Source organism: bacterium, from assembly GCA_031082185.1.
GTDB lineage: Bacteria > Sysuimicrobiota > Sysuimicrobiia > Sysuimicrobiales > Humicultoraceae > VGFA01.
In genome coordinates, this window is the sequence record JAVHLI010000002.1 from 112,299 (window position 1) to 137,116 (window position 24,818).

Consider the following 24,818-nt stretch of genomic DNA (forward strand, 5'->3'; position numbering starts at 1 on the left):
TTGTAGGCAAGAGAATGGGGGCTGTCCATGCCCGGCAGAGTCCACATGGGCGGAGAGGGCCTCCACAGGGGGGTCACGGTGTTGAGCGGAGACAAGCAGTCTGCGTCCTCTGCATTATCCGATCCACAAACTCCTTGGCAAAGGGAGTTCAACCCCTGCATCCAGTGCGGGATGTGCGGCGGGGCCTGTCCCCTGGCCTTTGCCATGGAGTACACACCCCGCCACTCCATCTACCTCCTCAAGGAAGGCCTGCTGGACCAGGTGCTCAAGAGCAACACCCTGTGGTTGTGCGTCTCCTGCTACAACTGCACCGCCAGGTGCCCCAGCGGATTGAAGATCACCGACGTTCTGTTCCCGGCCCTGCGCGATGCTGCCATGAGCGCCGGCCAGACGCTGCCCGCGGAGTTCAAGAAGGCGCTGGACAACACTAACCGGTATGGGAACTCGCTCGGAGAAGGCCCCAGGAAGCGCATGGAGTGGACCAAGGGCGCAGGCGTGCCGGTGCCGATCATCTCCCAACTCAAGCGGCCTGTCGAGGCGCTGTGGTTGGTTGAGTGCTACCCTTCATATCACCCGCGCAACCAACTGCAGGCTCAGGCCATGGCCCGGGTGCTGCACGCGATGGGAGTGGATTTCGCGGTTCTCGGGCCAGAGGAGCACTGCGTGGGCGACTGCGAACGGCTCTCCGGCGAGAAGGGGCTGTTCGAGAACCTGATCGAGTACAACACGGCACTGCTGGACAAGTACGGCTACGACCTCATCCTGACCGCGGATCCGCACGCCCACAACTCGCTGACGCGGATCTACCCGGCGATCACCGGGCGGACGTATCCAGTCCGCCACTACGTGGAGTTCTTCGCCGAGAGGATGGAAGCGCTGCGGCCGCTGCTGAAGGACAGCGTGCAGGCCGTCGTCACCTACCACGACAACTGCAGCCTGGGCCGGCTCAGCGGCATCTACGAGCAACCCAGGGACCTGTTGCGGGCGATCCCGGGCATCTCGCTCGTGGAGATGCCATTCGCAAGGGAGAACGCCTTGTGCTGCGGCGGCGGAGGCGGCGGAATGTGGCTGGACACCGTGATCTGGCAGTCCGCGCACGAGCGGCTGTCCGACCGGCGGATCGCCCATGCCCTCTCTACCGGAGCCGACATTCTCGCGGTGTCCTGTCCCTTCGAAGCGTCACGCTTCGAGGATGCCCTTAAGTCCACCGGGAACGAAGGCAAAATGGTCGTCAAGGACATTCTCGAGCTGCTGGACGAGTCCATTGGTGCACCGGGGGTGAAACCGGCGTGAGAATAGCGGTCCTGCTCAACATGGTCCCGGATCTGGTCGAGGAGCTGGAGATCGACTCCACGGGGACGGCACTCGATACCCAGTGGTTGCGTTACGTCATCAGCGAGAGCGACGACCACGCGCTCGAGCAGGCGCTGCTCCTGAAGGACAGGCACGGGGCGAGCGTTTCGGTCCTGGCACTGGACTACGGCGATGCCGACCAGGTGCTCTTCGCGGCCCTGGCCCGGGGCGCCGACGATGCCGTCAAGCTCACGGGGGTACCCGGGGTGGGGCTGGGCAAGCGCGCGGCCGCGGCCACGTTCCGGGAGGCGCTGGGGGGCATGCAGGCGGACCTAATCCTCACCGGCGTTCAGGCCATCGACGACCTGGATGCCCACGTCGCAGGTATGCTGGGCGGGATGATGGGACTCCCCTACGTCGGGGTCACGCGGTCGGTGGAGCCCTCTGGCGAAGGTAAGATCCTCGTTCAGAAGGAGTACCCAGGAGGGGTCGCCGCCGAGATCGAGGTCACGTTGCCGGCGGTCATCGGGGTGCTGTCGGCCCCGCAGCCCCCACGCTACGTTCCGGTGGCGCGGATCCGGGAGGTCAAGAAGACCAGGGCGCTGGATGAGAGGGAGGCGGCCGCGGTAACGGTCCCGGCCTCGATCTCAGTCACCCGCCTGTTCAAGCCCGAACCCGCGGAGCACGCGCAGATACTTGATGGATCTCCGGAGGAGCTGGCACAGCAGATAGTCAAGATCCTCGAGGATCGGGGGCTAGCGCCATGAGTCCAGCCGGTCATGACGTTTGGGTCCACGTTGAGCACCTGAAGGGAAAGGTCGCTGGTCATACCTACGAGCTCCTTGGCAAGGGGCGCGAGATCGCCGACGCGCTGGCCGGCCGGCTGGTCGCCGTGCTCGTCGGCAGCGGGGTCCAGCCGCTCGCGGAGACCCTGGGGGCGGACGGCGTACTGTACGTCGACGATGCCGGCCTGGCCGAGTACACGCCCGGCTCGCACGCCGCGGTCGTGAGGGCCCTGGTCGAGAAAGAGGCGCCGCGTGCCGTCCTCTTCGGCGCCACGTCGATGGGAATGGACCTCGCCTCAGTGCTCGCGGGGGCGCTCGAGAGGCCCTTGATCGTCAACTGCGTCAACCTCCAGGTAAGGGACGGGCGCACAATCGCCACCTGCCAGATGTGCGGCGGTAAACTGCTCTGCGAGGCGGAGGCGAGCGGGCCTGTCGTTGTGACTGTGATGCCTGGCTCGTTCCCCGCAGAGGCGGGCATTGCCAAAAGCCCTCCCCCGGTTGAGGTAGTACCAATGCCGACCACGCTCGAGACCGTTGGGATGAGGGCGGTCAGGCTTCTCGAGCCGGAGCCGGGCGATGTGGATATAACGAAGTCGGCCGTACTGGTGGCAGTTGGGCGCGGGATACAGAGGCAGGACAACATCCCGCTGGCGGAGGAGCTGGCCGGAGCGCTGGGCGGGACGGTGTGCGCCTCGCGCCCCGTGGTGGATCAAGGATGGCTTCCCCTGGGCCGGCAGGTCGGGAAGTCCGGCATGATCGTCAAGCCGAAGCTCTACCTGGCATTGGGAATCAGCGGCGCCCCGGAGCACACGGAGGGGATGAAGGACTCTGATCTGATCATCGCCGTCAACTCCGACTCCAAGGCGCCCATCTTCGACGTCGCGGACTACGGGATCGTCATCGACATGTACGATCTCCTACCCGCCCTCACGCAGGCGCTCCAGGCACGCAAGGCGTGAGGTAGAACCCATGGAGCCGATGCGCGAGCTGAACTGGAACATTGCCCAGCACAAGCTGATCTATGCGGTCTTCCTGCCGTTCCTGATCGTCTTCCTGTGGGGAGTGTTCGTGACCGTACGCCGCTGGCTACAAGGCCGGCCCGATCCTCGGTGGGATCGGCTCTGGGAGCGCTTAGTCGGGGTGGTGGCTCAGGCGGGGGTACAGTTCAGGATACTGAGGGAGACCTACGCCGGAGTGCTCCACGCTACCCTGTCGTGGGGGTTCTTCGTGATGCTGGCGGCGACAGGCTTCGTGATGCTCCAGGAGTACCTGGGCCTGCCGACGCTGCAGGGCCCATTCTACCTGTACTTCATGTCCCTCGTGGTGGATCTGTTCGGCATCCTGGCGCTGGTGGGCACCGGCATGGCGCTCCTCCGGAGGTGGGTGCTAAAACCCAAGCGCCTGGTGGAGCCCCGGGGGAGCGACGGCTACTCCGTCCTACTGGTCCTGATCTTCGTGATCCTGGCGAGCGGCTTCGTGGTGGAGGGTCTGCGGATCGTGGCCACACGCGACCCGTGGGGAGCTTGGTCTCCGGGCGGGTGGCTGTTCGCCCAAGCGTTCCTGGGCATGCCGCAGGAGGGGCTCGAGCGGCTCCACCGCATCTCCTGGTGGGGACACGCGGTGGTCGCCTTCGCGTTCATCGCCTACCTGCCATTCTCCCGGGCGATGCACATCTTCACCGCTCCCCTGAGCATCTTCTTCCGGTCTCTCGAACCGTTGGGTAGGCTTCCGGCGGGCGGGGGCCCTGGCGCCGAGGGCCCGGGGGCTTCCTTGCTCCGGCAACTCGCGTGGAAGCACCTGCTCGACCTCGACGCGTGCACCGAGTGCGGACGCTGCCAGGAGGCCTGTCCGGCATGGCACGCCGGCACCCCCCTCTCCCCGAAGGGGTTGATTCTCGACCTCCGGGACCACATGCGGGCGCTGCCGGCCAAGAACGGCGCCCAAAGGATCGCCGGGGAGGTCATCGGCGACGAGACCATCTGGGCGTGCTACACGTGCGGCGCCTGTCACGAGGCCTGCCCGGTGTACATAGAGCCGATCCCGAAGATCGTGGAGATGCGCCGGTTCCTGGTCGGCCAGGGAAGCGTGGACCCCAACCTGCAGGAGGCGCTGACGGCGTCGTCCCGATACGGCAACTCTCTCGGTCAATCACCGAAGATACGCGCCAAGTGGACGCAGGGGCTGGGCTTCAACATCAAGGACGTGCGCAAGGAGCCGGCGGAGATCCTCTGGTTCGTCGGGGACTACGCCTCGTACGATCCGGGCGCCCGGGAGGTCACGAGGTCGTTCGCCCGCCTGCTGCAGCGCGCCGGGGTGGACTTCGGGATCATGTATGATGGAGAGAGCGGCAGCGGCAATGACATGCGCCGTGTCGGAGAGGAAGGCCTCTTCGAGGAGCTCACGGAGAAGAACGTCAACGCCATGCGGAAGTGTGAGTTCAAGGAGATCGTGACGACCGATCCCCACACCTACAACACGCTGAGGAATGAGTACCCCTTGTTCGGGATGCAGTGGCCGGTTATTCACTACACCGAGCTCCTCGACCGCCTGATCCAGTCGGGCCGCCTCCAACCGTCCAGGAAGATGGACCGGCGGGTCACCTATCACGACCCGTGCTACCTGGGGAGGTTCAACGGCGTCTACGACCACCCGCGCAGGGTGCTGCGCGCGCTGGGCGCAAACATCGTGGAGATGCCGCGAAACCGGGGCAACTCGTTTTGCTGCGGGGCAGGGGGCGGTCGGATCTGGATGAAGGAGACGGAGGGGATCAGGGAGAGGCCGGCCGAGAGCCGCATCCGGGAAGCCTCCGCGCTGGACGGCGTTGGAACGCTGGTAGTGGCCTGCCCCAAGGAGATCACCATGTTCCGTGACGCACAGAAGACAACAGGACACGAGGAAGGGTTCGTAGTCAAGGATCTCGCCGAACTGGTCGAGGAAGCAACAACCCCGGAGGTGTCTGGTCATGCGTGAGGCCCTTTCCGCAAACGGCGGGCCGCGAGTCGGTGTCTACATCTGCCACTGCGGCAAGAATATCGCCGGGTTGGTTGACGTTCAACGCCTGACCGAGTACGCGGCCACCCTGCCCGGCGTCGCCGTGGCGCGAGACTACAAGTATATGTGCTCCGATCCCGGTCAGGTGCTCATCCAGAAGGACATAGCGGAGCACAAGCTGGATCGGATCGTCGTCGCGGCCTGCTCACCGCTGCTCCACGAGCGCACATTCCGGAGCGCCACCGAGGCAGGGGGGCTGAACCCCTTCTACTTCCAGATGGTGAGCATCCGGGAGCACGCCTCCTGGGTGCACACCGACAAGGAAGAGGCAACGCGCAAGGCTCAGGACTTGGTCCGCGCAGCGGTTCATCGGGTCATCTACCACGAGTCGCTGGAGCGGCGGCGGGTCCCGATAAACCCGGCAGTACTGGTGGTGGGAGGCGGGATCGCCGGCATCCATGCCGCGCTCACGATTGCCAACGGCGGCAAGCGCGTCTACCTGGTGGAGCGCGAGCCCACCATCGGCGGGCACATGGCCAAGTTCGACAAGACCTTCCCCACGCTCGACTGCGCGGCGTGCATCCTGACCCCCAAGATGACCGCGGTCCGAGCCCACCCCAACATTACGCTGTGGACGTACTCCGAGGTCTCACAGGTTGACGGGTACGTGGGAAACTACAAGGTCAAGGTCAAGCGCCGGCCGCGCTACATCAACGAGGAGTTGTGCCTGGGTTGCCTGGAGTGCATCCCGGCCTGCATCTACAAGGAAGCCAAAGTCCCGGACGAGTTCAACCTTGGGCTGAGCAAGCGCCGCCCGATCTACATCCCCTTCCCCCAGGCGGTCCCCCAGGTCGTCGTCATCGACCCGGAAACCTGCATCGAGTTCAAGTCGGGCAAGTGCAAGAAGACCTGCGTGGAAGCCTGCGGCGAGCGCAATGCCATAGACTTCCGCCAGACCGAGCGAATCGAAGAGATCGAGGTCGGCGCCATCGTCCTGGCAACCGGGTTCAAGACGTTCGATGCCGGCCGGGTACCCTACTACGGCTACGGCGTGTATCCGAACGTCTACTCGGCCCTGGAGATCGAGCGTCTGGTGAACGCCTCCGGTCCAACCGGCGGCGAGGTCGTCCTGCGCGACGGCCGCAAGCCGGAGCGGGTAGCGATTATCCACTGCGTCGGCTCGCGCGACGAGAACTACAACGTCTACTGCTCCCGCGTGTGCTGCATGTACTCAATCAAGCTGGCCCACCTGATCAAGGAGCGGACCGAGGCCGAGGTCTACAACTTCTACATTGACGTCCGCACCCCAGGGAAGGGCTTCGAGGAGTTCTACACCAAGACGCTGGCCGAGGGCGTGCACTTCGTCCGCGGCAAGGTGGGCCAGGTGTCCGACTGGGCAACCACGCCGGAGGAGCAGGGCAAGCTGGTAATCCAGGTGGAGGACACGCTGGCCGGCATGATCCGGCGCATTCCCGTGGACATGGTTGTGCTCAGTCCTGGGCTGGATCCGCAGCCGGACGCGCAGGAGGTGCGCAGGATGTTCAACATCTCCTGCTCGAACGAGGGCTGGTTCCTGGAGAGGCACCCGAAGCTGGCGCCGGTAAACACGTTCACCGACGGCATCTTCCTGGCCGGCGCCTGCCAGGGGCCAAAGGACATCCCGGACTCCGTGGCCCAGGCCGGCGCAGCGGCGGCCGAGGCGTTTGCGCTCATTGACGCCGGCTATTTCGAACTGGAGCCCACGACCGCGTACCTGCTCGCGGAAGAGTGCTCCGGGTGCAAGACGTGCATCCCCCTGTGCCCCTACAACGCCATTGCTTTCGATGCGGCTACCGCCAAGGCACAGATCAATGAGGCGCTGTGCAAGGGGTGCGGGGTCTGCGTGGCCGCCTGCCCATCGGGGTCCATCCAGCAGCACCTCTTTGACGACAGGCAGATATACGCCGAGATCCTGGGAGTGCTCGCGGGGGCGACGACGGCTTCCTGAGAACGATCTGATCCGCCAGTGAGGTGGGGAGTCTGATGGAAGAGCAGAGAGTCGGGAAGGCAAATGGGCAGGAGCCAACGATCGTGGCGTTCTTCTGCACGTGGTGCACCTACACCGCGGCGGACCTGGCCGGCACCTCGCGTATGAAGTACGCTCCCAACGTCCGCATCATCCGCGTGATGTGCTCGGGTCGGGTGGACCCGCAGTTCGTGGTCGAGGCGTTCGCGCAGGGCGCCGACGGGGTCCTCATCGGCGGCTGCCATCCTGGGGACTGCCACTACGTGGAGGGCAACTACAAGACGCTGCGCCGAATAGCGCTGTTGAAGCGTGTCCTCCGCGAAATGGGAATTGAGGACGAGCGTCTCCGGCTGGAATGGATCTCTGCCTCGGAAGGCGACAAAGTGGCCCGCGTGATCAACGACATGGTGGAGGCCGTGCGCCGGCTGGGCAGGCTCGATCTGCCCGGGAAGCGGAAGGGCTGGGACGCAGAGCTCTTGCACCATGACGGGCCCACCGAGGCCCTCGCGGCCGCCGCCGCATCCGACGGGAGGTGAACGAGATGTCAAACCCCACAAAGCCGCAGGTCGCCTTCTACTGGTGCGCATCTTGCGGAGGTTGCGAGGAGGCGGTCGTTGATCTGGCCGATGGCGTCCTGGCCGTCGTGGATGCCGTGGACATCATCTTCTGGCCGGTTGCCCTGGATTTCAAGCGCAGCGACGTGGAGGCGCGGCCGGACGGATCCATTGCGGTCGCGTTCGTCAACGGCGCCGTCCGCACCTCGGAGCAGGAGGAGATGGCGCACCTGATGCGGCGCAAAGCACAGGTCCTGATCGCCTTTGGCGCGTGCTCCCACCTGGGAGGAATCCCAGGGCTCGCCAACCTCTGGGACCGCAAGACCATCTTCCGCGGTAGCTACAGCGATCCGCCCTCGGTGGTCAACCCGGAAGGCACCCTGCCCCAGGAATCCTGGCAGGAAGACGGCCGCATGACCACGCTCCCGGCATTCCGCGACACCGTGCGGACCCTGGATCAGGTCGTGGAAGTTGACTACTACATCCCGGGCTGCCCTCCCACCCCGAAGCTTCTGATGGACGCGGTTCAGGCGATCCTTACCGGCGCCCTTCCACCGCGGGGAAGCGTGCTGGCTCCTGATATCGCGCTGTGCGACCAGTGCCATCTGAAGGCCACCAAGCCGGACCGGCTGCTCCTGACCAGCTTCAAGCGCCCTCACCAGGTGCTGATTGATCCCGAAACCTGCCTGCTGGCGCAGGGGCTGTTGTGCCTGGGGCCGGCCACGCGCGCCGGATGTGAGGCCCTGTGTCCTAGCGGTAACATGCCCTGCAGCGGGTGTTTTGGACCGACGTCGCGCGTGCACGACGTCGGCGCCAAGCTGATCTCCGCCGTGGGCTCGGCATTCGACGCCAGCAGCCCGGATGCCATCGAGGCAGTTCTCTCCACGATTCCCGATCCGGTGGGCACGTTCTACCGGTACTCGCTCCCGGCCTCACGCCTGCGGCGCAAGGTGTCGCAGGCCGCCCCGGCCGAGGCGGCACAGTAGAAGGCCGAGAAGGACTCGACACGTAAGACGCGATGTCCAGTGACCTGAGGGGGATCATCGGAAGGTACCTGCCCGGGTTCATCTCCGGCCGCAGGAACGGTGGAACGGTACCTGTAGCCACCAAGCTTATCGTCAGCTACCTGCTGATCATCGGGGTCACGATAGCCGTCTTCGCCTTCGTGGGGACCCACCTCATCGGCAGGATCATCATGTCTGAAGCCCAGGCGAGCGTGCGCAACAACCTCAACGCGGCACGCGAGATCCTGCACGGCAGGCTGGACCATGTCAACGACGTGGTCCGGCTCACAGCAGAAAGGTTCTTCCTAAGGGACGCGCTGCCGTCGGGGAGGACGGACCCGATCGCCAAGGAGCTTGGAAGAATCCGAGAAGGTGAGCGGTTGGACGTGCTCACGGTCACCGACCGGTCCGGCAATGTGCTCCTGCGCACCAGCAACCCTCAACTTGTCGGCGACAACGTAAGCCATGACGAGCTGGTGGCGGCCGTCCTGCACAGCAGGAAGCCCGCCGCGGGTATCTCACTGGTTCCTTCGGCCGCCCTGCGCAGGGAGTCGCCGTCCCTGGCCGAGCAGGCCCACTTCAAGATCATCGAGACGCCCAGGGCCGCGCCCAGGGAGGCCGCGGAGGAGACCGCGGGCATGATGCTCAAGGCGGCGGCCCCGATCCTGGACTCCCACGGCAACCTGCTCGGGGTGCTGTACGGCGGGGTTCTGCTGAACCGGAACTTCGAGATCGTGGACAAGATCAAGCAGACCGTGTTCCAGGACGTAGAGTACAAGGGACACGACATCGGAACCTCAACGATCTTCTTGAACGACGTGCGGATCTCAACGAACGTAAGGACCGCCGACGGCACGAGGGCAGTGGGAACGCGGATCGCGGAAGACGTCTACGACCAAGTTGTCGTGTCGGGTAACCCCTGGATCGGCCGTGCATACGTGGTCAACAACTGGTACATCACCGCCTACGAACCGATGAAGAGCCTCAACCACAAGATAATCGGGATACTGTACGTGGGGGTTCTGGAACGTAAGTACGTGGACCTTAGGAAACAGGCCGTGTCCGTGCTCCTGGCGCTGACGCTCACGGGCGCGCTGCTGTCCATGGGCGTGTCCTACTTCATCTCACGTAGGGTTTCCGCGTCCGTGCGGCAACTGGTCTCCGCCTCGAGGGAAGTGGCCCACGGCAACCTGGACGCAACCGTGGAGATCCGAACCAACGACGAGCTGCAGGATCTGGCCGACAGCTTCAACACCATGGCGTCCGCCTTGAAGCAGAGGGACGCCCAGTTGAAGGACTACACGCGAAAGAGGATCATGGAGTCTGAGAGACTCGCGATCACCGGACAGCTCGCCGCCGGCGTGGCCCACGAGCTGAACAACCCCCTCCAGGGAATCGTCGCCTTCACCCACCTGCTCCTGGAGAAGGCCCCGCCCGAAGGGCAACTGCGCGAAACCCTCGGTAAAGTCGTGGACCAGGCAGGCCGCTGCAGGGACATCGTACGGGGACTGCTGGACTATGCCCGGCCGGTGAAGCCTCACAAACGGCCTTCGGACGTCAATTCCCTCCTGCAGCAGTGCGTCTCGCTGGTCGAGAACCAGGCGCAGTTCCACAACATCCAGGTCGTCAAGGAGCTCCAGGAGGGACTGCCGCTGGCCGTCGTGGACCCCTCTCAGATCCAGCAGGTATTCATGAACGTGATAATCAATGCCGCCGAGGCGATGGGCGGCGTGGGGCGGCTGGCCCTGTCCACACGGACCGATCCAGACGGGGGGCACCTCGAGGTTACGATCACCGATACCGGGAACGGCATCCGCCCGGAGGACTTGGAGAGGATATTCGACCCCTTCTTCACCACCAAGGACCAGGGGCACGGCACCGGGCTGGGGCTGTCAATCAGCTTCGGAATCGTCAAGGAGCACGGCGGCACGATCTTGGTGGAGAGCGAGGTAGGAAAGGGAACGTCGTTCATGGTGAGGCTGCCCGTCAAGACTGTTGGGGAAGCGTAACAGATGAAGATCGAACCCCGGATACTCATCATAGACGACGAGGAGATCGTGCTGGATTCGTGCAGCCAGATCCTCGAGGGCAGCGGGTATACCACGAGGACGGCAACAGACGGCTGGGTTGGTCTGAAGCAGGTGGCGGAGTTCCAGCCGGACCTCGTGTATGTGGACCTCAAGATGCCCGGCATCTCGGGGTTCGAGGTGCTGGAAAGGATCCGCGCCCTTGACCCCTCAATCGTGGCAATCGTGATCACCGGGTATGCCACGTTGGCCTCCGCCGTGGAAGCCATGCAGAAAGGGGCCTATGACTTCCTCCCCAAGCCCTTCACCCCCGACGAGTTCCGCCTGATTACGAAGAGGGGCATCGAGAAGCGAGAGCTGGTCCTCGAGACGATCGCGCTTAGGCGCGAGAAGGAACTGCTGCAGCAGAACTTCGCGGCCATCATCTCTCACGAGCTCAAGGCCCCGCTCAGCGCCGTTCAGCAGAACCTGATCCGGCTGGTGCAGGAGCTGTCGGACCAGGTCAACGAAGCCCAGATGGCCCGCCTGGAGCGGATGAAATCCAGGATCAACGACCTCCTAACCATGATCCACACCTGGCTCAGGGCGATCTCCAGCGACATCGGGAGCATCAAGGAGGGCTTCGTTCCAACTTCCGTTGCCACCGCGATCTCCAGGGCGGTCGAGAACGTCTACCCCTACGCCGTGCGGAAGGACATCGACATAGACGTCTCCATAGGGGAGCCGCTAGACCTCGTGCACGGAGACGAAGGCACACTGGTTGAAGCGCTGGTCAACCTGATCGGCAACGCGATAAGGTACTCGCGATCAGAGAGCAGGGTGCACGTGAGCGCCGAGCAGCAGACGGATCACATACTGGTCGCGGTCCGAGACTGGGGCATCGGCATAGCCGAAGACGAGCTGCCTTACATCTTCGGGAACTTCTACAGGGGCCGGGCCGGCGCGGGAGACGAGGCCGGAGCAGGACTGGGTCTCGCCATCACCAGACGCATCGTCGAGGCCCACGGAGGGACGATCACGGTAACCAGCAGGCTGGGTGAAGGTAGCACATTTGTGATTGCCTTACCGGCACAGGGTTCTGGTACGGGAACGCATCCTACTCCGGAAGCCGGCGGACCGGAGAATCCGCAAGGGGGACGTGTGACATGAGCCAAGAAAAGCGACTGCTGATCATAGACGATGATCCCGACTTCGTGGAGGGGATCAAGTCCATACTGGAGTCCGCGGGCTACCAGGTCGATGCCGCTTATAACCCAAGAACCGGCCTCGAGGCGCTGAAAGCCAAGCCGTACGACCTGTTGCTGCTGGACATCATGATGGGACGGGGCGCAGAAGGGATCATGGTGGCACGCAAGATAAGAAAGGACCCCCTCCTCAACGAGATCCCGGTGCTGATAATCACGGGGCTGCGGGAACAGATCGCCTTTCTCTTCCCGGGCCAGCCCGTACACCCCCACCTCCTTCCGGTGGACGAGTTGGTGGAGAAACCGGTGGAGCCCGCGCTTCTACTGGACAAGGTTAGCACCCTGCTCGAACGCGCAGCAAAGCGCAAGTCAGAGAAGTAGTATAGTAGGAATAGGGAGATAATCCGATGCCAGCAAAACCCTCTTTTTCAAGAGAGATAGTCAACCTGCTGTACAACGCGGAAACGAATCCGGTGGAGAGCTGCATCCAGTGCGGCACCTGCTCCTCGACTTGTCCGGCGGTCGAATTCATGGACCACTCGCCGCGCAACATCATCGCACTGATCCGGGCAGATCTCAGAAAGCCCGTGCTGTCGAGTAACGCTTTCTGGTGCTGTGCCTCCTGCTACCAGTGCACCGTGAGATGCCCGGCGGGCATTGACATTGCGGGCATGATGTACGGTCTCAAGCGCTACTCCATGTGGAGAAGCCACTTCAAGAAAGGTTCGGTCGGGGCGGACTTCTCCAGGCGGTTCGCAAGGATGATCTTGAAGAACGGCAAGTCCTGGGAGCCTGCTCTGGCTACGCCGTACCTCTTCCACTACGGCCTGAGAGCTTTCCTGTACGACGCCCGCAACGGCCTGGCCCTCTTCATGAAGGGGCGCCTACCCCTCTTCCCCAAGAAACTCAAGAGGTCGGCCAGGTTCAAGAGGATCCTCAACCGGATCATCCCGATGGGGAGGGTGGCATGAAGGCCTACAGCTACTACCCTGGTTGCTCCCTCGAGAAGATGGCTGCATCCTACCACGTCTCCACCATGGAGGTTGCGCAGAAATTGGGGGTGGAGTTCAAGGAGCTGGAGGACTGGAACTGCTGCGGCGCCACCGCGTATTTCCACGTTGACGAGCTCCTCGCGCACACGCTGTCCGCTCGCAACCTGGCCATTGCCGAACGGGCGGGCCTGGACCTTGTGGCGCCCTGCAGCGGCTGCTACAAGAACATGTACTTCACCAACGCGCACCTCAAGGAAGACCCTGATCTGGCGGAGCACATCAACTACGCCCTGGAGGAAGACGACCTGCAGTTCTCGGGGAGCATCCAGGTGCGGCACCTGATGGAGGTCTTCGCGAAAGACGTGGGGCTAGACGAGATCCGGAAGCAGGTCTCCAACCCGTTGAACGGCCTTCGCGTTGCGCCCTACTATGGCTGCCAGGTGGTCAGGCCGCAGAAGGACCGGGAGGACGTCGAACATCCCCAGTTCTTCGAGGACCTGCTCTCCGCCGTAGGGGCAACCCCAATCGACTACCCGCTCAAACTGCGGTGCTGCGGCGGTTCCCTGATCGTGACCAACCGCAGGGCGGCGCTGACCATGGTCCGCGACCTACTCCAGAATGCCGTGGATCGCGGCGCCGAGGTGATCGCAACCGCCTGCCCGCTGTGCCAGCTCAACCTGGAGTGCTACCAGCGGCACGTGAATAGCGAGTTCGGCACGAATCTCTCCTTGCCGATCCTCTACTTCACGCAGTTGCTCGGGCTCGCGATGGGAATACCCGCGAAGCGGCTGGGTATAGGCTCGGAGTTGGTAACGCCTGCATTTGCGCTTGCGCGATAGATACCGCGAGAAAGGATCCGGTGAGGTACGATGACAAAGAAGATCTCAGAGGCCGCACAGCAGGCATGGGAAGCGGGCAAAGAGCGTGCAGACCAGGCCTACAGCCAGCGACGGCGGGTGGTGATTGATCCAATCACGCGCCTGGAAGGGCACGGCAAGATAGATATCTTCCTGGACGACGCGGGAGAGGTCGAGCGCGCCTACTTCCAGGTGCCTGAACTGCGCGGGTTTGAGACCTTCAGCCGGGGGCGCCCAGCCGAGGACATGCCGCAGATCACCTCCCGCATCTGCGGGGTCTGCCCGCTCGCCCACCATATGGCATCGGTCAAGGCGCTGGACGACCTCTACAAGGTGGAGCCCCCGCCCGCGGCCAAGAAGATCCGCGAACTGGACTACTCGCTCTTCATGGTCGAGGACCACGCGCTGCACTTCTACTTCCTGGGAGGCCCGGACTTCGTCGTAGGGCCTACCGCCCCCAAGGAGCAACGCAACGTCCTGGGGGTCATTGCCGCCGTCGGGATCGAGGTCGGCAAGCGGGTTATCGCGATGCGCCGCGAGCTCCGCGACCTGGAGACCTACCTCGGCGGAAAGACGATCCACCCCGTAATGGGGCTGCCCGGTGGTGTCGCCAAGGGCATCGCCCCCGGTGATCTTCCGCGCTTCCGGGAGGTAGCGGCCCGCGCGGTGGAGTTCGCGAAGTTCACGCTCGACGTCTTCCGCAAGGTGGTGCTGGCGAACCCCGACTACGTCCGCCTCATTACCTCCGACGCCTACACCCACCGGACCTACTACATGGGCATGGTGGACGCCAACAACAAGGTTAACTTCTACGACGGCATGATCCGCGTGGTGGATCCGTCCGGGGTGGAGTACGCCAAGTTCAAGTCCGGGGACTACCTGAACTACATCGCGGAGCGCGTGGAGCCGTGGAGTTACGTCAAGTTCTGCTACCTGAAGCCGGTCGGGTGGAAGGGCTTCGTTGACGGCCCGGAAAGCGGCGTCTACGCCGTGGCGCCGCTGGCGCGCCTGAACGCGTCGGACGGCATGGCAACGCCCCTGGCGCAGCAGGCCTACGAGGAGTTCTTCGCCACGCTGGGCGGCAAGCCGGTGCACCACACCCTGGCCAACCACTGGGCCCGGGTGATCGAGCTGCTCTACGCCGCCGAGCGCCTGGTGGAACTGACCGATGACCCAGAGATCACGAGCACCGCGCTGCGCGTGCTGCCCACCAAGCAGCCCTCGGTCGGCGTGGGCGTCGTGGAAGCCCCCCGGGGCACGCTGATTCACCACTACGAGACCGATGAGCAAGGGCTCATCACCCGGGCCAACCTCATAGTCGCCACCCAGAACAACGCGGCGCGTATCGCCATGTCCGTTGATAGTGCCGCCAAGGGCGTCATCCACAAGGGCCAAGTGGACGACGGCCTGCTCAACATGGTAGAGATGGCCTTCCGGGCCTACGATCCCTGCCACGGGTGCGCCACGCACTCGCTGCCGGGGGAAATGCCCCTGGTCGCCTCGGTCTACGACAGCGCGGGAGAGCTAGTGCGTCAGATCAGGCGATGAGCGGCAAGGACATTCTTGTCCTTGGCATCGGGAACGATCTGTTGGGTGACGACGCGATAGGCCTGCTGGTTGCAGAAGCTTTGCGTGAAGACGGCCTGTCGGTCCGGACGGGCGTGCGCTCGGGCCTGGCCCTGCTGGACGAGGTCGTCGGCGCCCGCCGCGTTTTGTTGATAGACAGCCAGACCACCGGGGGGCGGCCGGGAACGATATCCGAGTTCTCTCTGGAGCCCTCGGTGGTCCGCAGCCCGTCAGCGCACTACGTGGGATACGGCGAGGCCCTTGCCATAGGCGTCGCCGTGGGGCTGGAGATGCCGGAAGAGATCCGCGTGGTGGCGGTGGAGCGCACACCCGAAGTCTATCTTGGCGCGGACCTCTCCGAACCGGTGCGCGCTGCCTTGCCCGCCCTCGTGGAGCGGGCCAGGAACGTCATCCAGGAGTGGCTTTGCTGAAGGCCTTCTTCCCCTGCGCGTACAGGTCTCCCCCGAAGGCGTCGTTGACGACGATAACGGGAAAGTCGACCACCTCGAACCGAAAGAGGGCTTCTGGACCGAGGTCCTCGTAGGCTACAACATCAGCGCGGGTGAAGCACCGCGCCAGAAGCGCTCCCGCGCCGCCGGTCGCCGCCATGTAGACGGCTCGATGCCGCCGCATGGCTTCCAGCACGGGCTGGGACCGGTAGCCCTTGCCGATCATCCCCTTCAGTCCCTGGGCCAGGAGCGTGGGAGCGTAGGTGTCCATGCGGGTGCTGGTGGTCGGTCCGGCCGAGCCGATCACCTGGCCGGGCTTCGCCGGTGCCGGACCAACGTAGTAGACCAGCTGGCCGCGCAGATCAGCGGGCAGCGTTTCGCCACGCTCAAGTGCCTCCACCAGGCGCTTGTGCGCAGCGTCCCTTGCCCCGTAGATCACGCCACTGATTAGGACGAGATCCCCCGCGCGCAGTCCTTCCACGGTCGCATCGGACCAGGGCGTCGTCAGGCGTTTCGGGTTCATGGGCTCCATCTCCGGTATCTCAGAGTTCGGCGCGGGCCACACGCGCCGCGTGACACTGCAGGTTGACCGCCACCGGTAGGCTCACAATGTGGCAAGGGTGGACCTCAATGCGTACGTCCAGTGCGGTGGTCTCGCCACCGTACCCCATGGGACCCACGCCCAGCGCGTTGATGGCCGCCAGGAGATCCTCTTCCATGCGGGCGTAGAAGGGATCGGGGTGGCGCTCGCCAGCATGCCGGATCAGCGCCCGCTTGGCCAGGAATCCGACGGTATCGAAAGTCCCGCCGATCCCTACCCCAACAACGACGGGCGGGCAGGGGTTGGGGCCGGCCCGTTCCACGGTCTCAATCACGAAGGCCCGCACGCCCCCCTCGCCGTCGGCAGGGGTCAGCATGGTCATCCGGCTCATATTCTCGGCGCCGCCGCCCTTGGGCAGAAGGGTCATGCGCACGCGATCGCCCGGGACGAGCTCGACGTGCACAACGGCAGGCGTGTTGTCGCCGGTGTTCCGGCGCCGGAGCGGATCCGACACCATCGACTTCCGCAGATACCCCTCCGTGTACCCCCGGCGCACGCCCTCGTCCACGGCATCACACAACCCTCCGCCGGTGATGCGGACTTCTTCGCCCATCTCCACGAACAGGAAGGCCGTCCCGGTGTCCTGGCATATGGGCACGGTCTCGGCCACGGCTATCCGGTTGTTCTCCAAGATTTCGTCGAGCACACGTTGGCCGAGCGCCGAGGGTTCCCGTTCCCGGGCGGAGCGAATCAGACCGAGCACGTCCTCTCCCAGGTGGACGTTGGCATCAATACACATTCGCCTCGCGGTCTCTGCGACATCCTGGTAAGCGATTGTCCGCATGTCCCCCTCCGTCTCCTCAACGTGGCTGCCTAGCCGTCCGTCTCCACCAACCCCTTGCGGATGGCGTACATGATGAGCGCCGCGGGGCGGTGCAGGTCAAGCTTCTCCATGATGTGCCCGCGGTGCGCCTGCACCGTTTTGACGCTGATGTTCAGCAACTTGGCGATCTCGGGGTTGGTGTACCCCTCGGCGATGAGCTTGAGCACCTCGCGCTCGCGGTTGGTGAGGTCGCGGTAGGTCGTCTGCTCCTCGCCGGTGCGGACGCGCCGTAGGTAGTCCGACACCAGACCCTTTGCCATCGCCGGCGTCAGATAGGTCTCCTGACGCATCGCCGCCTCGATCGCGGTGAGCATCTCCGATGGATGCGCCTTCTTGAGCACGTAGCCGGCCGCGCCCGCCCGCAGCATCTGGAAGAGGTACTCCTCGTTGTCGTGAATCGTCAGCGCCACCACCTGCACCTCAGCCATCTCTTCCCGAATGTGCCTGGTGGCCTCCACCCCTGTCATCCGCGGCATGGCGATGTCCATCAGCACAACGTCCGGCCGAAGCCGGCGCGCCTCCTCGATCGCCGCGAACCCGTCCCCGGCTTCACCTATCACCTCTATCTCAGGGACGTCCTGCAGCAACGACTTGATGCCCTCGCGCACCAGCGCGTGGTCGTCCACGATCAGCACCCGTACCCGCTCAGCCATCACGTCTCGCCCTCCCGTATCCGTGCGGTCAGCTCCACGCGGGTCCCGTGCTGCGGAGCGGAGTCGATGCGCAGCTCGCCTCCGATCAGTGCGGCCCGCTCCTGCATGCCCAGGATGCCCATCCGCCGGTCATCTGGGCGGCCGACGGTGCCGGCCAAGTCAAACCCCACACCGTCATCTTCGACGACCAGGTTGAGTATCCCGCCCTTCAACGTCAACCGCACCACCGCCGAGCGCGCCCGCGCGTGGCGCGCAACGTTGGCGATCGCCTCCTGGGCTACGCGGAACACGGTGGTCTCCACCGCGGCGTTCAGGCGGCGGTGGCCGAATCCCGAGGCGTCGAATGCCAGCTTCACGCCCACGGTTTCCAACAGGTCCCGGGCGTGGGCCCTGACCGCCGAGACCAGACCCAGGTCGTCCAGGGCGGTCGGGCGCAGGTCGTAGATGAGCTTCCGAACTTCCTCAAGGGTGGCCTCGGTTGAGGCGTAGAGCGCGTCTAGACGCTGCCGCACCGCGGCTGGGTCCCGTAGACTCTCGGTCGCGGTGATGCCCATCAACAGACCGGTCAGCGACTGGCTCACCTCGTCGTGGAGCTCGCGCGCTATCCTGCGACGCTCGTCCTCGTGGGCGGTGATCAACTTGCTCAGCAGTTCTCCCCTGTGCGCTTCCTTTGCGCGCACCTCTTCGAAGAGCCGCACGTTCTCCATGGCAATAGCGAGCTGATTGGACAGGGTGGCCATCAGGTTGGCATCTGCTTCAACGAACGGCCACGCCGAGTGGCGCGCGACCACCAGGACCCCAAGTGCGCTGCCCTTTATCAGCAGCGGGACGGCCAGAACATCCCCTTGCTCAGCGCCGGGCTGCTGCAACGTACGGCGCAGCGCCACGGCGCCTCCTGCCGCTCCCCCCCGGAGAGCACCTGATGCGGCAAGAAGCCCTCGCCGGACCTGCAGGCCAGCCGAAGGCGGCCTTCCTCGTGCAGGTACACCGCGGCCAGGTCGGCCCGCAGCACATCCCTAAGACCCCGTGTCATATCGCCCATGGCCGCTGAGAGGTCCGAGGCTCCGGTCAAGGCGCGCCCACAGATCCCCAGGCTTGCCAGCCGTTCGGTTAGATCGCCGATCTGCATGTTCAAGGCCGCGGTGTAGTGGTCTATGCGCTCCGCCATCTCGTTCACCGACCCGGCAAGCACTCCAAGCTCGTCCCGCCCCCGCACCGCAACGCGGGCGCTGTACTGCCCGCCCGCCACCTGCCGCACCGCGGTGACCATCGCTGCCAGGGGGTCCAGCACGAGCCTGCCCAGAAGCAGGCTCAGGGTGCCCAGTGCCAGCAGGAAGGTGAAGGCCACCAGAGCGGCCAGCAGTTGAGCACTGCGTCGCAGCTGGCTGGCAATGGGCACCGTCCACAGAGAGACGCTGATCACACCCAGGACCGGCGGGTCGGCGGCGTGGCAGGCGTGGCACGCCTGTTTGTTGAAGACCGGCGTTAGCACAACCAGCTCGCCCGCGCCCTGGTCCTCTACGGTAAGGTGTGTATGTCCGCCGGCCGCCCTCTGAAACGCGTCGGCCTCCCGCGCAGGCACCCCGGTCCGCACTCCCGACGAGGCCCACACGCGGCCTTCGCGCGAGTAGATGGTCACGTCGCGGATCATCTCCTCGCGCTTGATGAGGCGTATGATCTCGCGCATCTCCTCCTGATTGTTGCGCACCATCGTGATCTCTAGGCTGTTGAGGATGGTCGTCTTGAGCGTGTGCGCCATCACCTCGAACTGCTGGATTGAGGCGCGGCGCTGGAAGGCGTAGAGGGCATAGACCGAGATCCCGCCCACCACCACAAGAATGGCGACCGTCCACAGGGAGATCTTCAGGTGTAGCCGCATGCGTTTGGCCTACTCAGGCGGCGGATGCGACCCCCCGGCAGCGCCCGAACGCTCGGCCCGCAGCCGTTCGAGGCGCACCGCCGCGAACTTGTACTCCGGCGTCTTGGCGCCGGCGTCCAGCCCGTCTGCATGGGTGAGCAGGTTGGCCGCGGCCTCGCGGAAATGGAACGGCACATAGATCATTCCCGGAGGCACAACATCCCCCACGCGGGCCTGGACGCGGATGCTGCCGCGCCTGCTGCTTATCAGGCACGCCTGGCCGTCGCGCACGCCGGCGCGCGCGGCATCGTCAGGGTGAATCTCAGCATAGGCCCTCGGCTCGCGCCAGTCCAAGGGCGCGGCCCTCCGCGTCATGGGCCCGCCGTTGTAGTGATACAGGATTCGACCGGTAGAGAGCGCCAGCGGGTAGGCGTCATCGGTGGGCTCGAACGGGGGCATCGGGGAGGTCGCGTGGAACCGCCCCCTGCCCCGCGAGAACTGCCCGGCGTGCAGGAACAGCGTCCCGGGGTGCTCGAGGGACGGGCACGGCCACTGCAGCCCCACGGTTTCCAACCGCTCGTGGGTGATGCCGCCGAAGATCGAGCATAGCGCGGCGACCTCGCGCATGACCTCGGCCGCCGAACCGTATGCCCAGCGCAGGGGGCGGCGGAGCCGCCGGCCCAGACGGCGGCCAACCTCGCATAGGATCGCCCAGTCGGGCCGTGCCTCACCCGGCGGAGGGGTGAAGGGGCGTACCAGTTGCACCCGCCTTTCGGTGTTGGTGAAGGTACCGCTCTTCTCCGCAAACGAGGCCGCTGGCAGCACCACGTGGGCCAGTTGGGCGGTCTCGGTCAGGAAGATCTCCTGGACCACCAGGAACTCAAGCGAGCGCATCGCCCGTTCCATCAGGGTGGCGTCGGGGTTGGTCATCATTAGGTTCTCGCCCATGATGTACATCGCCCGGATCCGCCCATCGGCGGCGCCCCGAATCATCTCGATGAAGGTCAGTCCGGGTGCCTCGGGCATGGTCAGCTCTCGGCCGGCCTTGGACTGGCGCTGCGCCCAGGCCCGCGCAAACTTGGCGCGCACCGCGGGGTCTGCGACCTGCTGGTAGCCGGGGTAGACATTGGGCAGCGAGCCCATGTCGCACCCTCCCTGCACGTTCACCTGCCCGCGCAGCGGGTTGACCCCGGTAGAGAGACGGCCGATCTGCCCGGTCACCATGGCCAGGTTGGCCAGCGTCTTGACCAGTTCGGTACCGTTGGAGCGCTCCGTGATTCCCATCCCGTAGAGAATGGTAGACGCACCGCGCGGCGGCGCGTTCTCGCCGCCCTCCGCAGCTGTCCGGCGCAGCCCCAGCGCGTAGAGCCGGGCCGCCTCGACGATCTGCTCGGCAGGCACGCCGCACGCCGCCGCCGCGACCTCCGGGGTCCAGGCCTCAAGGTGAACGGCGAGCGCCTCGAACCCCTCGGTGCGCTCGGCAACAAACTCCCTGTCGAGCCACCCGCGGGTCACGATCGCGTTCAGCATCCCCAGGTAGAGCGCGTGGTCGGTACCCTGCGTCGGCCGCAGGTGCAGCGTAGCGTGCCGGGTCAGGCTGATCTTCCTGGGATCAATCACGATCAGCGTCGCCCCGCGCCTCGTCGCCCTGACCACCTCGTAGGAGATGACCGGGTGCGCCTCGCCGGTGTTGGATCCGATAACCAGGATGCAGTCGGTGTCCCTGATCTCTCGGATGCTGTTGGTCATTGCTCCACTTCCGAAGGCGGCGGCCAGACCGGCCACCGAAGGAGCGTGTCAGACCCTGGCGCAGAGGTCCACGTTGTTGGTGCCTATCACCCCCCTCACCAGCTTCTGGAAGACGTAGTTGTCCTCGTTGGTGCACAGTGCCGAACCGATCCCGGCAAAGGCGTCAGGACCCGATTCCCCCACCACCGCGGCCAGGCGGTCGGCAACCAGGTCGAGGGCGATCTCCCAATCCACCTCGACATGCGTTTCCCCAGCCGTGGGCGGGCGGCCCAGCGGGGAGCGGCCCAGCGCCGCGGGCGGAGGCGTGTCAATCAGCCCCAGCGAGTAGGCCAGGTCGCGCCGGATCAGCGGCCGGCGGAGCCGGTCGGGGTGGCCCACGAACCCCAGGCCGAACCGACCCTTGGTGCAGAGGAACTCGCCGTTGGCGGGCGCACCGTAGCCGGACACCGACACGATCTCGCCACCCCGGGTGGCCACCTCGATCCCGCAGCCGGTGCCGCAGTATGGGCAGACCGTGCGGGTACGGGTGAGATCCCACTCACGCCCCTTGCCGATGCGATCCACCGGCACGAGCGCCGCGGTCGGGCAGACCTGGACGCAGTTGCCGCAGAAGGTGCACGGCGTCTCCACGAGCGGGGCATCAAACGGCGTGGCCACGAGCGCTTCAAACCCGCGCTGCGCCACCTCGATGGCGCTGGCGCCCACGACCTCTTCGCAGACGCGCACGCAACGCGTGCACAGGATGCAGTACTGGTGGTCCCGCACGAGAAACGCGTTCTCATCCTGGTACAGCTTACGCGCGATCTCCTTCTCGTGGCTGCTCTCTGAAATACCGAACTCATAGGCATAGCGCTGCAGGTCGCAGGCACCCGCCTTTTCGCAAATGACGCAATTTAGGGGATGGTCGGACAGCAGCAGATCTAGCACCTCGCGCCGCTGCATCGTAAGGCGATCGCTGTGCGTGGTAACCACCATGCCGTCTGCAACGGATAGCCCGCAGCTCGGCATGGACGCGGCATACCCTTCGACCTCCACCAAGCACAGCCGGCAGCCCCCCCAGGCGGTGAGTTCGGGATGATCGCAGAGGCGCGGGACGTCGAAGCCGGCCCCCAGAATTGCCTCTAACACTGTGGCCCCTTCCCTAGCCTCTACACTCTTCCCATTTATGGTCAGGATCGCCATCGCCATCACCTCAAGGCCTCGCACGCCCCGGCCGGACAGTGCCGGTCCTGAACGTGGGCATCATATTCGTCTCGGAAGTACCGAAGCGTTGTCATGACCGGGTTCGGTGCGGTCAGGCCCAGGCCGCACAGCGAAGAGGTACGCACGGTTGTGGCGACCTGCTCGAGCCGATCAACGTCGCCGGAGCGGGCCTCGCCCATTGTGATCCGGGTGAGAATCCCCAGCATCTTGCGGGTCCCGATCCGGCAGGGTATGCACTTGCCGCACGACTCGTCCTGCGTGAAGCTCAGGAAGTAGCGCGCCAGGTCCACCATGCAGGTGGTGTCATCTGCGACCACAAGCCCGCCCGAGCCCATGATGGCGCCGGTCGCCCCCAGGTCCTCGTAGTCCACCGGGGTGTCCAGCAGGGACGCCGGCAGGCACCCTCCGGAGGGGCCTCCGATCTGTACGGCCTTGATCCGGCGTCCGGGGCGCGCTCCACCCCCGATGTTCTCCACCACGTGCCGCAACGAGGTTCCCAACGGCACCTCGACCAGGCCGGTGTTCTGGATGGCGCCGGTCAGGGCGAAGACCTTGGTCCCTCCGCTGCGGGTCGTACCGAGACCGGCATACCAATCAGGGCCCCGCATCACGATCAGCGGAACGGTTGCAAGCGTTTCAACGTTGTTGATACAGGTGGGGTGCCCCCAGAGCCCTCGCTCGCTCGGGTACGGAGGCCGCATGTACGGCACCGCCCGCTCGCCCTGGATGGAACGGATCAGCGCGGTCTCCTCGCCGGATACGAAGGCACCGGCCCCTTCGCGCACGTGGATCTGGTACGCAAACCGGGTCCCCAACACCGACGGACCCAGCAGACCCCAGGAGGTCGCCTCCTCTACTGCCTTCTTGAGTCGCCCCACGGCCAGCGGGTACTCGTGTCGCACATAGATGTACCCTTCCGAAGCTCCCACGGCGTACCCTGCCAGGAGCATCCCCTCGATAACCGCGTGGGGATCGCCTTCCATGATGCTCCGATCCATGAAGGCGCCGGGGTCGCCCTCATCGCCGTTGCAGATGATGAACTTCCGGGCCCCGCTCTGGGTGCGGGTGAGCATCCACTTCCTGCCTGTTAGAAAACCGGCGCCGCCGCGCCCCCGCAGGCGCGACTCGGAAACCGCGCCGATTACCCCCTCCGGGCTCATCTCGAAAAGCGCACGGTCCAGGGCGGAATACCCGCCCCGCGCCAGGTAGGTCCTTATGTCCTCGGGATCCACGACGCCGCAGTTGCGCAGCGTTATCCGCTGCTGGTGGTGATAGAAGGGGATCTGGTGCTCCAAGAGATGGCTCTGGCCGGTGAGGGGATCGTGGTACAGCAGATCCTCGGATGGCTCCCCCCCGGTATCCAGCCGCTGGATCAGATCGGAAACGCCCTGAGGGCGAACCCCGGTAAGCAAGAACCCATGGGGTTCCACCCGTACGAGCGGACCCCGGGCACAGAAGCCGTGGCACCCGGTGATGCTCACGGGTGAGGAGGTCGTCTTGCCCAGAGCTTCGGCAACCTGAAGACTGCCGTTGGAGACGCAACCGGTCCCGGCGCATACCTGGAACCGCCGCGGCACCGCGGCCACCATCTCGGCAAACTGCCGTTCAGCCTGCAGAACGGCCCCTTCCCCGCGCAGTGGCAATGTTACGGTTGGGCCTCGACCTCCGGGCTCGTTCATTGCGATGCCTCCGCGTCTGGAGCCCTGTACCTGTCCAGAACCCCTCTGATGCGCTCCGGGCTTACCGTCCCGTGCACATCATGGTTGACCACAATCGCAGGCGCCAGGCTGCAGCATCCGATGCACGCGACGGTCTGAAGGCTGAACATCCCGTCAGGAGTGCTCTCATCTTCCGAGATCCTCAGGTCTTCCTTGATAGCCTTGATTATCGCCGACGAGCCGGCCACGTGACACGCCGTTCCGCGGCACACGTGGACCGAGTAGCGCGCCGGGGGGGTGAAACGAAACTGATTGTAGAACGTGGCCACCCCGTAGATACGCGCGAGCGGAACGCCCATCTCGCGGGCCGCGTACCGCATCGCGCGCTCCGGTAGATAGCCGTACCGCTCCTGAAGCGCCTGCAGCGCCGACACAACGGTGTCACGGCGCCCTCGATAGGGCTCCAGGAGGCACAGCAGCTCGGGCGGCGGCGGTTCGGCCAGGGGATCGCCAAGGTAGACTGTCTTGCGCGGCCGGGCCGTGGTGCCTGACACGGCAGAGGTCAT

At 65.1% G+C, this 24,818-nt stretch carries 22 protein-coding genes; 14 read left to right on the forward strand and 8 right to left on the reverse strand.

The window, feature by feature from the left end; translation table 11 throughout:
• Positions 1–45: 45 nt before the first annotated feature.
• The 14 genes from RDU83_02925 to RDU83_02990 are packed head-to-tail and all read left to right on the forward strand — an operon-like array spanning position 46 to position 15,689.
• Positions 46–1,293 carry a (Fe-S)-binding protein gene (locus RDU83_02925; GenBank protein ID MDQ7839964.1) on the forward strand — a complete coding sequence of 416 codons (1,248 nt, stop codon included), beginning with the start codon at positions 46–48 and terminating at the stop codon, positions 1,291–1,293.
• Entirely contained in the window at positions 1,290–2,060 is a 771-nt protein-coding gene (locus RDU83_02930; protein ID MDQ7839965.1) for an electron transfer flavoprotein subunit beta, read from the forward strand. Before RDU83_02925 ends, RDU83_02930 begins: the two co-directional genes overlap by 4 nt.
• Entirely contained in the window at positions 2,057–3,037 is a 981-nt protein-coding gene (locus RDU83_02935; GenBank protein MDQ7839966.1) for an electron transfer flavoprotein subunit alpha/FixB family protein, read from the forward strand. Before RDU83_02930 ends, RDU83_02935 begins: the two co-directional genes overlap by 4 nt.
• Before the next feature lie 10 nt (positions 3,038–3,047).
• Complete coding sequence (locus RDU83_02940) at positions 3,048–5,048, forward strand: heterodisulfide reductase-related iron-sulfur binding cluster (protein MDQ7839967.1); 2,001 nt, start codon at positions 3,048–3,050, stop codon at positions 5,046–5,048.
• A complete protein-coding gene (locus RDU83_02945) occupies positions 5,041–7,056 on the forward strand; it encodes a CoB--CoM heterodisulfide reductase iron-sulfur subunit A family protein (protein ID MDQ7839968.1) in 2,016 nt (671 codons plus the stop codon). The genes RDU83_02940 and RDU83_02945 overlap by 8 nt, the downstream gene beginning before the upstream one ends.
• A gap of 35 nt (positions 7,057–7,091) precedes the next feature.
• Positions 7,092–7,610: a hydrogenase iron-sulfur subunit gene (locus tag RDU83_02950; protein ID MDQ7839969.1), complete on the forward strand. Its 519-nt coding sequence runs from the start codon at positions 7,092–7,094 to the stop codon at positions 7,608–7,610.
• A gap of 5 nt (positions 7,611–7,615) precedes the next feature.
• Positions 7,616–8,614: an oxidoreductase gene (locus RDU83_02955; GenBank protein MDQ7839970.1), complete on the forward strand. Its 999-nt coding sequence runs from the start codon at positions 7,616–7,618 to the stop codon at positions 8,612–8,614.
• A gap of 32 nt (positions 8,615–8,646) precedes the next feature.
• On the forward strand, positions 8,647–10,641 hold the full coding sequence (locus RDU83_02960) for a cache domain-containing protein (protein MDQ7839971.1): 1,995 nt from the start codon (positions 8,647–8,649) through the stop codon (positions 10,639–10,641).
• Between the two features lie 3 nt (positions 10,642–10,644).
• The gene (locus tag RDU83_02965) at positions 10,645–11,808 is read left to right on the forward strand and encodes a hybrid sensor histidine kinase/response regulator (protein MDQ7839972.1); all 1,164 of its coding nucleotides are present in this window, start codon (positions 10,645–10,647) and stop codon (positions 11,806–11,808) included.
• Positions 11,805–12,224: a response regulator gene (locus RDU83_02970; GenBank protein MDQ7839973.1), complete on the forward strand. Its 420-nt coding sequence runs from the start codon at positions 11,805–11,807 to the stop codon at positions 12,222–12,224. The genes RDU83_02965 and RDU83_02970 overlap by 4 nt, the downstream gene beginning before the upstream one ends.
• Positions 12,225–12,250: 26 nt before the next feature.
• A complete protein-coding gene (locus tag RDU83_02975) occupies positions 12,251–12,814 on the forward strand; it encodes a 4Fe-4S dicluster domain-containing protein (protein ID MDQ7839974.1) in 564 nt (187 codons plus the stop codon).
• Positions 12,811–13,674 (forward strand): CoB--CoM heterodisulfide reductase iron-sulfur subunit B family protein, encoded by an 864-nt coding sequence (locus RDU83_02980; protein MDQ7839975.1) that lies wholly within the window; start codon positions 12,811–12,813, stop codon positions 13,672–13,674. The genes RDU83_02975 and RDU83_02980 overlap by 4 nt, the downstream gene beginning before the upstream one ends.
• A gap of 30 nt (positions 13,675–13,704) precedes the next feature.
• Entirely contained in the window at positions 13,705–15,240 is a 1,536-nt protein-coding gene (locus RDU83_02985) for a Ni/Fe hydrogenase subunit alpha (protein MDQ7839976.1), read from the forward strand.
• Positions 15,237–15,689, forward strand: a complete 453-nt coding sequence (locus tag RDU83_02990) for a hydrogenase maturation protease (GenBank protein MDQ7839977.1) — start codon at positions 15,237–15,239, stop codon at positions 15,687–15,689. The genes RDU83_02985 and RDU83_02990 overlap by 4 nt, the downstream gene beginning before the upstream one ends.
• On the opposite strand, the gene RDU83_02995 is transcribed toward RDU83_02990, so the two are convergent.
• The 8 genes from RDU83_02995 to nuoE are packed head-to-tail and all read right to left on the reverse strand — an operon-like array spanning position 15,667 to position 24,818.
• A complete protein-coding gene (locus RDU83_02995) occupies positions 15,667–16,230 on the reverse strand; it encodes a Fe-S-containing hydro-lyase (protein MDQ7839978.1) in 564 nt (187 codons plus the stop codon). The genes RDU83_02990 and RDU83_02995 overlap by 23 nt on opposite strands.
• 19 nt (positions 16,231–16,249) lie before the next feature.
• Positions 16,250–17,092: a fumarate hydratase gene (locus RDU83_03000; protein ID MDQ7839979.1), complete on the reverse strand. Its 843-nt coding sequence runs from the start codon at positions 17,090–17,092 to the stop codon at positions 16,250–16,252.
• A 29-nt stretch (positions 17,093–17,121) separates the two neighbouring features.
• The gene (locus tag RDU83_03005) at positions 17,122–17,784 is read right to left on the reverse strand and encodes a response regulator transcription factor (GenBank protein ID MDQ7839980.1); all 663 of its coding nucleotides are present in this window, start codon (positions 17,782–17,784) and stop codon (positions 17,122–17,124) included.
• Entirely contained in the window at positions 17,784–18,671 is an 888-nt protein-coding gene (locus RDU83_03010; GenBank protein MDQ7839981.1) for a GAF domain-containing sensor histidine kinase, read from the reverse strand. The genes RDU83_03005 and RDU83_03010 overlap by 1 nt, the downstream gene beginning before the upstream one ends.
• Positions 18,602–19,663, reverse strand: coding sequence for a HAMP domain-containing protein (locus RDU83_03015; protein MDQ7839982.1), 1,062 nt, complete (start codon positions 19,661–19,663; stop codon positions 18,602–18,604). The genes RDU83_03010 and RDU83_03015 overlap by 70 nt, the downstream gene beginning before the upstream one ends.
• A 9-nt stretch (positions 19,664–19,672) precedes the next feature.
• Positions 19,673–22,579: a formate dehydrogenase subunit alpha gene (gene fdhF, locus RDU83_03020; protein MDQ7839983.1), complete on the reverse strand. Its 2,907-nt coding sequence runs from the start codon at positions 22,577–22,579 to the stop codon at positions 19,673–19,675.
• Positions 22,579–24,273 (reverse strand): NuoF family protein, encoded by a 1,695-nt coding sequence (locus RDU83_03025; protein ID MDQ7839984.1) that lies wholly within the window; start codon positions 24,271–24,273, stop codon positions 22,579–22,581. Before RDU83_03025 ends, fdhF begins: the two co-directional genes overlap by 1 nt.
• A complete protein-coding gene (gene nuoE, locus RDU83_03030) occupies positions 24,270–24,818 on the reverse strand; it encodes an NADH-quinone oxidoreductase subunit NuoE (protein MDQ7839985.1) in 549 nt (182 codons plus the stop codon). The genes RDU83_03025 and nuoE overlap by 4 nt, the downstream gene beginning before the upstream one ends.

Bases quoted from the DNA above. Each gene is read 5' to 3' on its own strand.
- RDU83_02925 (MDQ7839964.1), top strand. From the start codon at position 46: ATGGGCGGAGAGGGCCTCCACAGGGGGGTCACGGTGTTGAGCGGAGAC.
- RDU83_02935 (MDQ7839966.1), top strand. From the start codon at position 2,057: ATGAGTCCAGCCGGTCATGACGTTTGGGTCCACGTTGAGCACCTGAAG.
- RDU83_02940 (MDQ7839967.1), top strand. From the start codon at position 3,048: ATGGAGCCGATGCGCGAGCTGAACTGGAACATTGCCCAGCACAAGCTG.
- RDU83_02945 (MDQ7839968.1), top strand. From the start codon at position 5,041: ATGCGTGAGGCCCTTTCCGCAAACGGCGGGCCGCGAGTCGGTGTCTAC.
- RDU83_02950 (MDQ7839969.1), top strand. From the start codon at position 7,092: ATGGAAGAGCAGAGAGTCGGGAAGGCAAATGGGCAGGAGCCAACGATC.
- RDU83_02955 (MDQ7839970.1), top strand. From the start codon at position 7,616: ATGTCAAACCCCACAAAGCCGCAGGTCGCCTTCTACTGGTGCGCATCT.
- RDU83_02960 (MDQ7839971.1), top strand. From the start codon at position 8,647: ATGTCCAGTGACCTGAGGGGGATCATCGGAAGGTACCTGCCCGGGTTC.
- RDU83_02965 (MDQ7839972.1), top strand. From the start codon at position 10,645: ATGAAGATCGAACCCCGGATACTCATCATAGACGACGAGGAGATCGTG.
- RDU83_02970 (MDQ7839973.1), top strand. From the start codon at position 11,805: ATGAGCCAAGAAAAGCGACTGCTGATCATAGACGATGATCCCGACTTC.
- RDU83_02975 (MDQ7839974.1), top strand. From the start codon at position 12,251: ATGCCAGCAAAACCCTCTTTTTCAAGAGAGATAGTCAACCTGCTGTAC.
- RDU83_02980 (MDQ7839975.1), top strand. From the start codon at position 12,811: ATGAAGGCCTACAGCTACTACCCTGGTTGCTCCCTCGAGAAGATGGCT.
- RDU83_02985 (MDQ7839976.1), top strand. From the start codon at position 13,705: ATGACAAAGAAGATCTCAGAGGCCGCACAGCAGGCATGGGAAGCGGGC.
- RDU83_02990 (MDQ7839977.1), top strand. From the start codon at position 15,237: ATGAGCGGCAAGGACATTCTTGTCCTTGGCATCGGGAACGATCTGTTG.
- RDU83_02995 (MDQ7839978.1), bottom strand. From the start codon at position 16,230: ATGAACCCGAAACGCCTGACGACGCCCTGGTCCGATGCGACCGTGGAA.
- RDU83_03000 (MDQ7839979.1), bottom strand. From the start codon at position 17,092: ATGCGGACAATCGCTTACCAGGATGTCGCAGAGACCGCGAGGCGAATG.
- RDU83_03005 (MDQ7839980.1), bottom strand. From the start codon at position 17,784: ATGGCTGAGCGGGTACGGGTGCTGATCGTGGACGACCACGCGCTGGTG.
- RDU83_03015 (MDQ7839982.1), bottom strand. From the start codon at position 19,663: ATGCGGCTACACCTGAAGATCTCCCTGTGGACGGTCGCCATTCTTGTG.
- RDU83_03025 (MDQ7839984.1), bottom strand. From the start codon at position 24,273: ATGAACGAGCCCGGAGGTCGAGGCCCAACCGTAACATTGCCACTGCGC.
- nuoE (MDQ7839985.1), bottom strand. From the start codon at position 24,818: ATGACCTCTGCCGTGTCAGGCACCACGGCCCGGCCGCGCAAGACAGTC.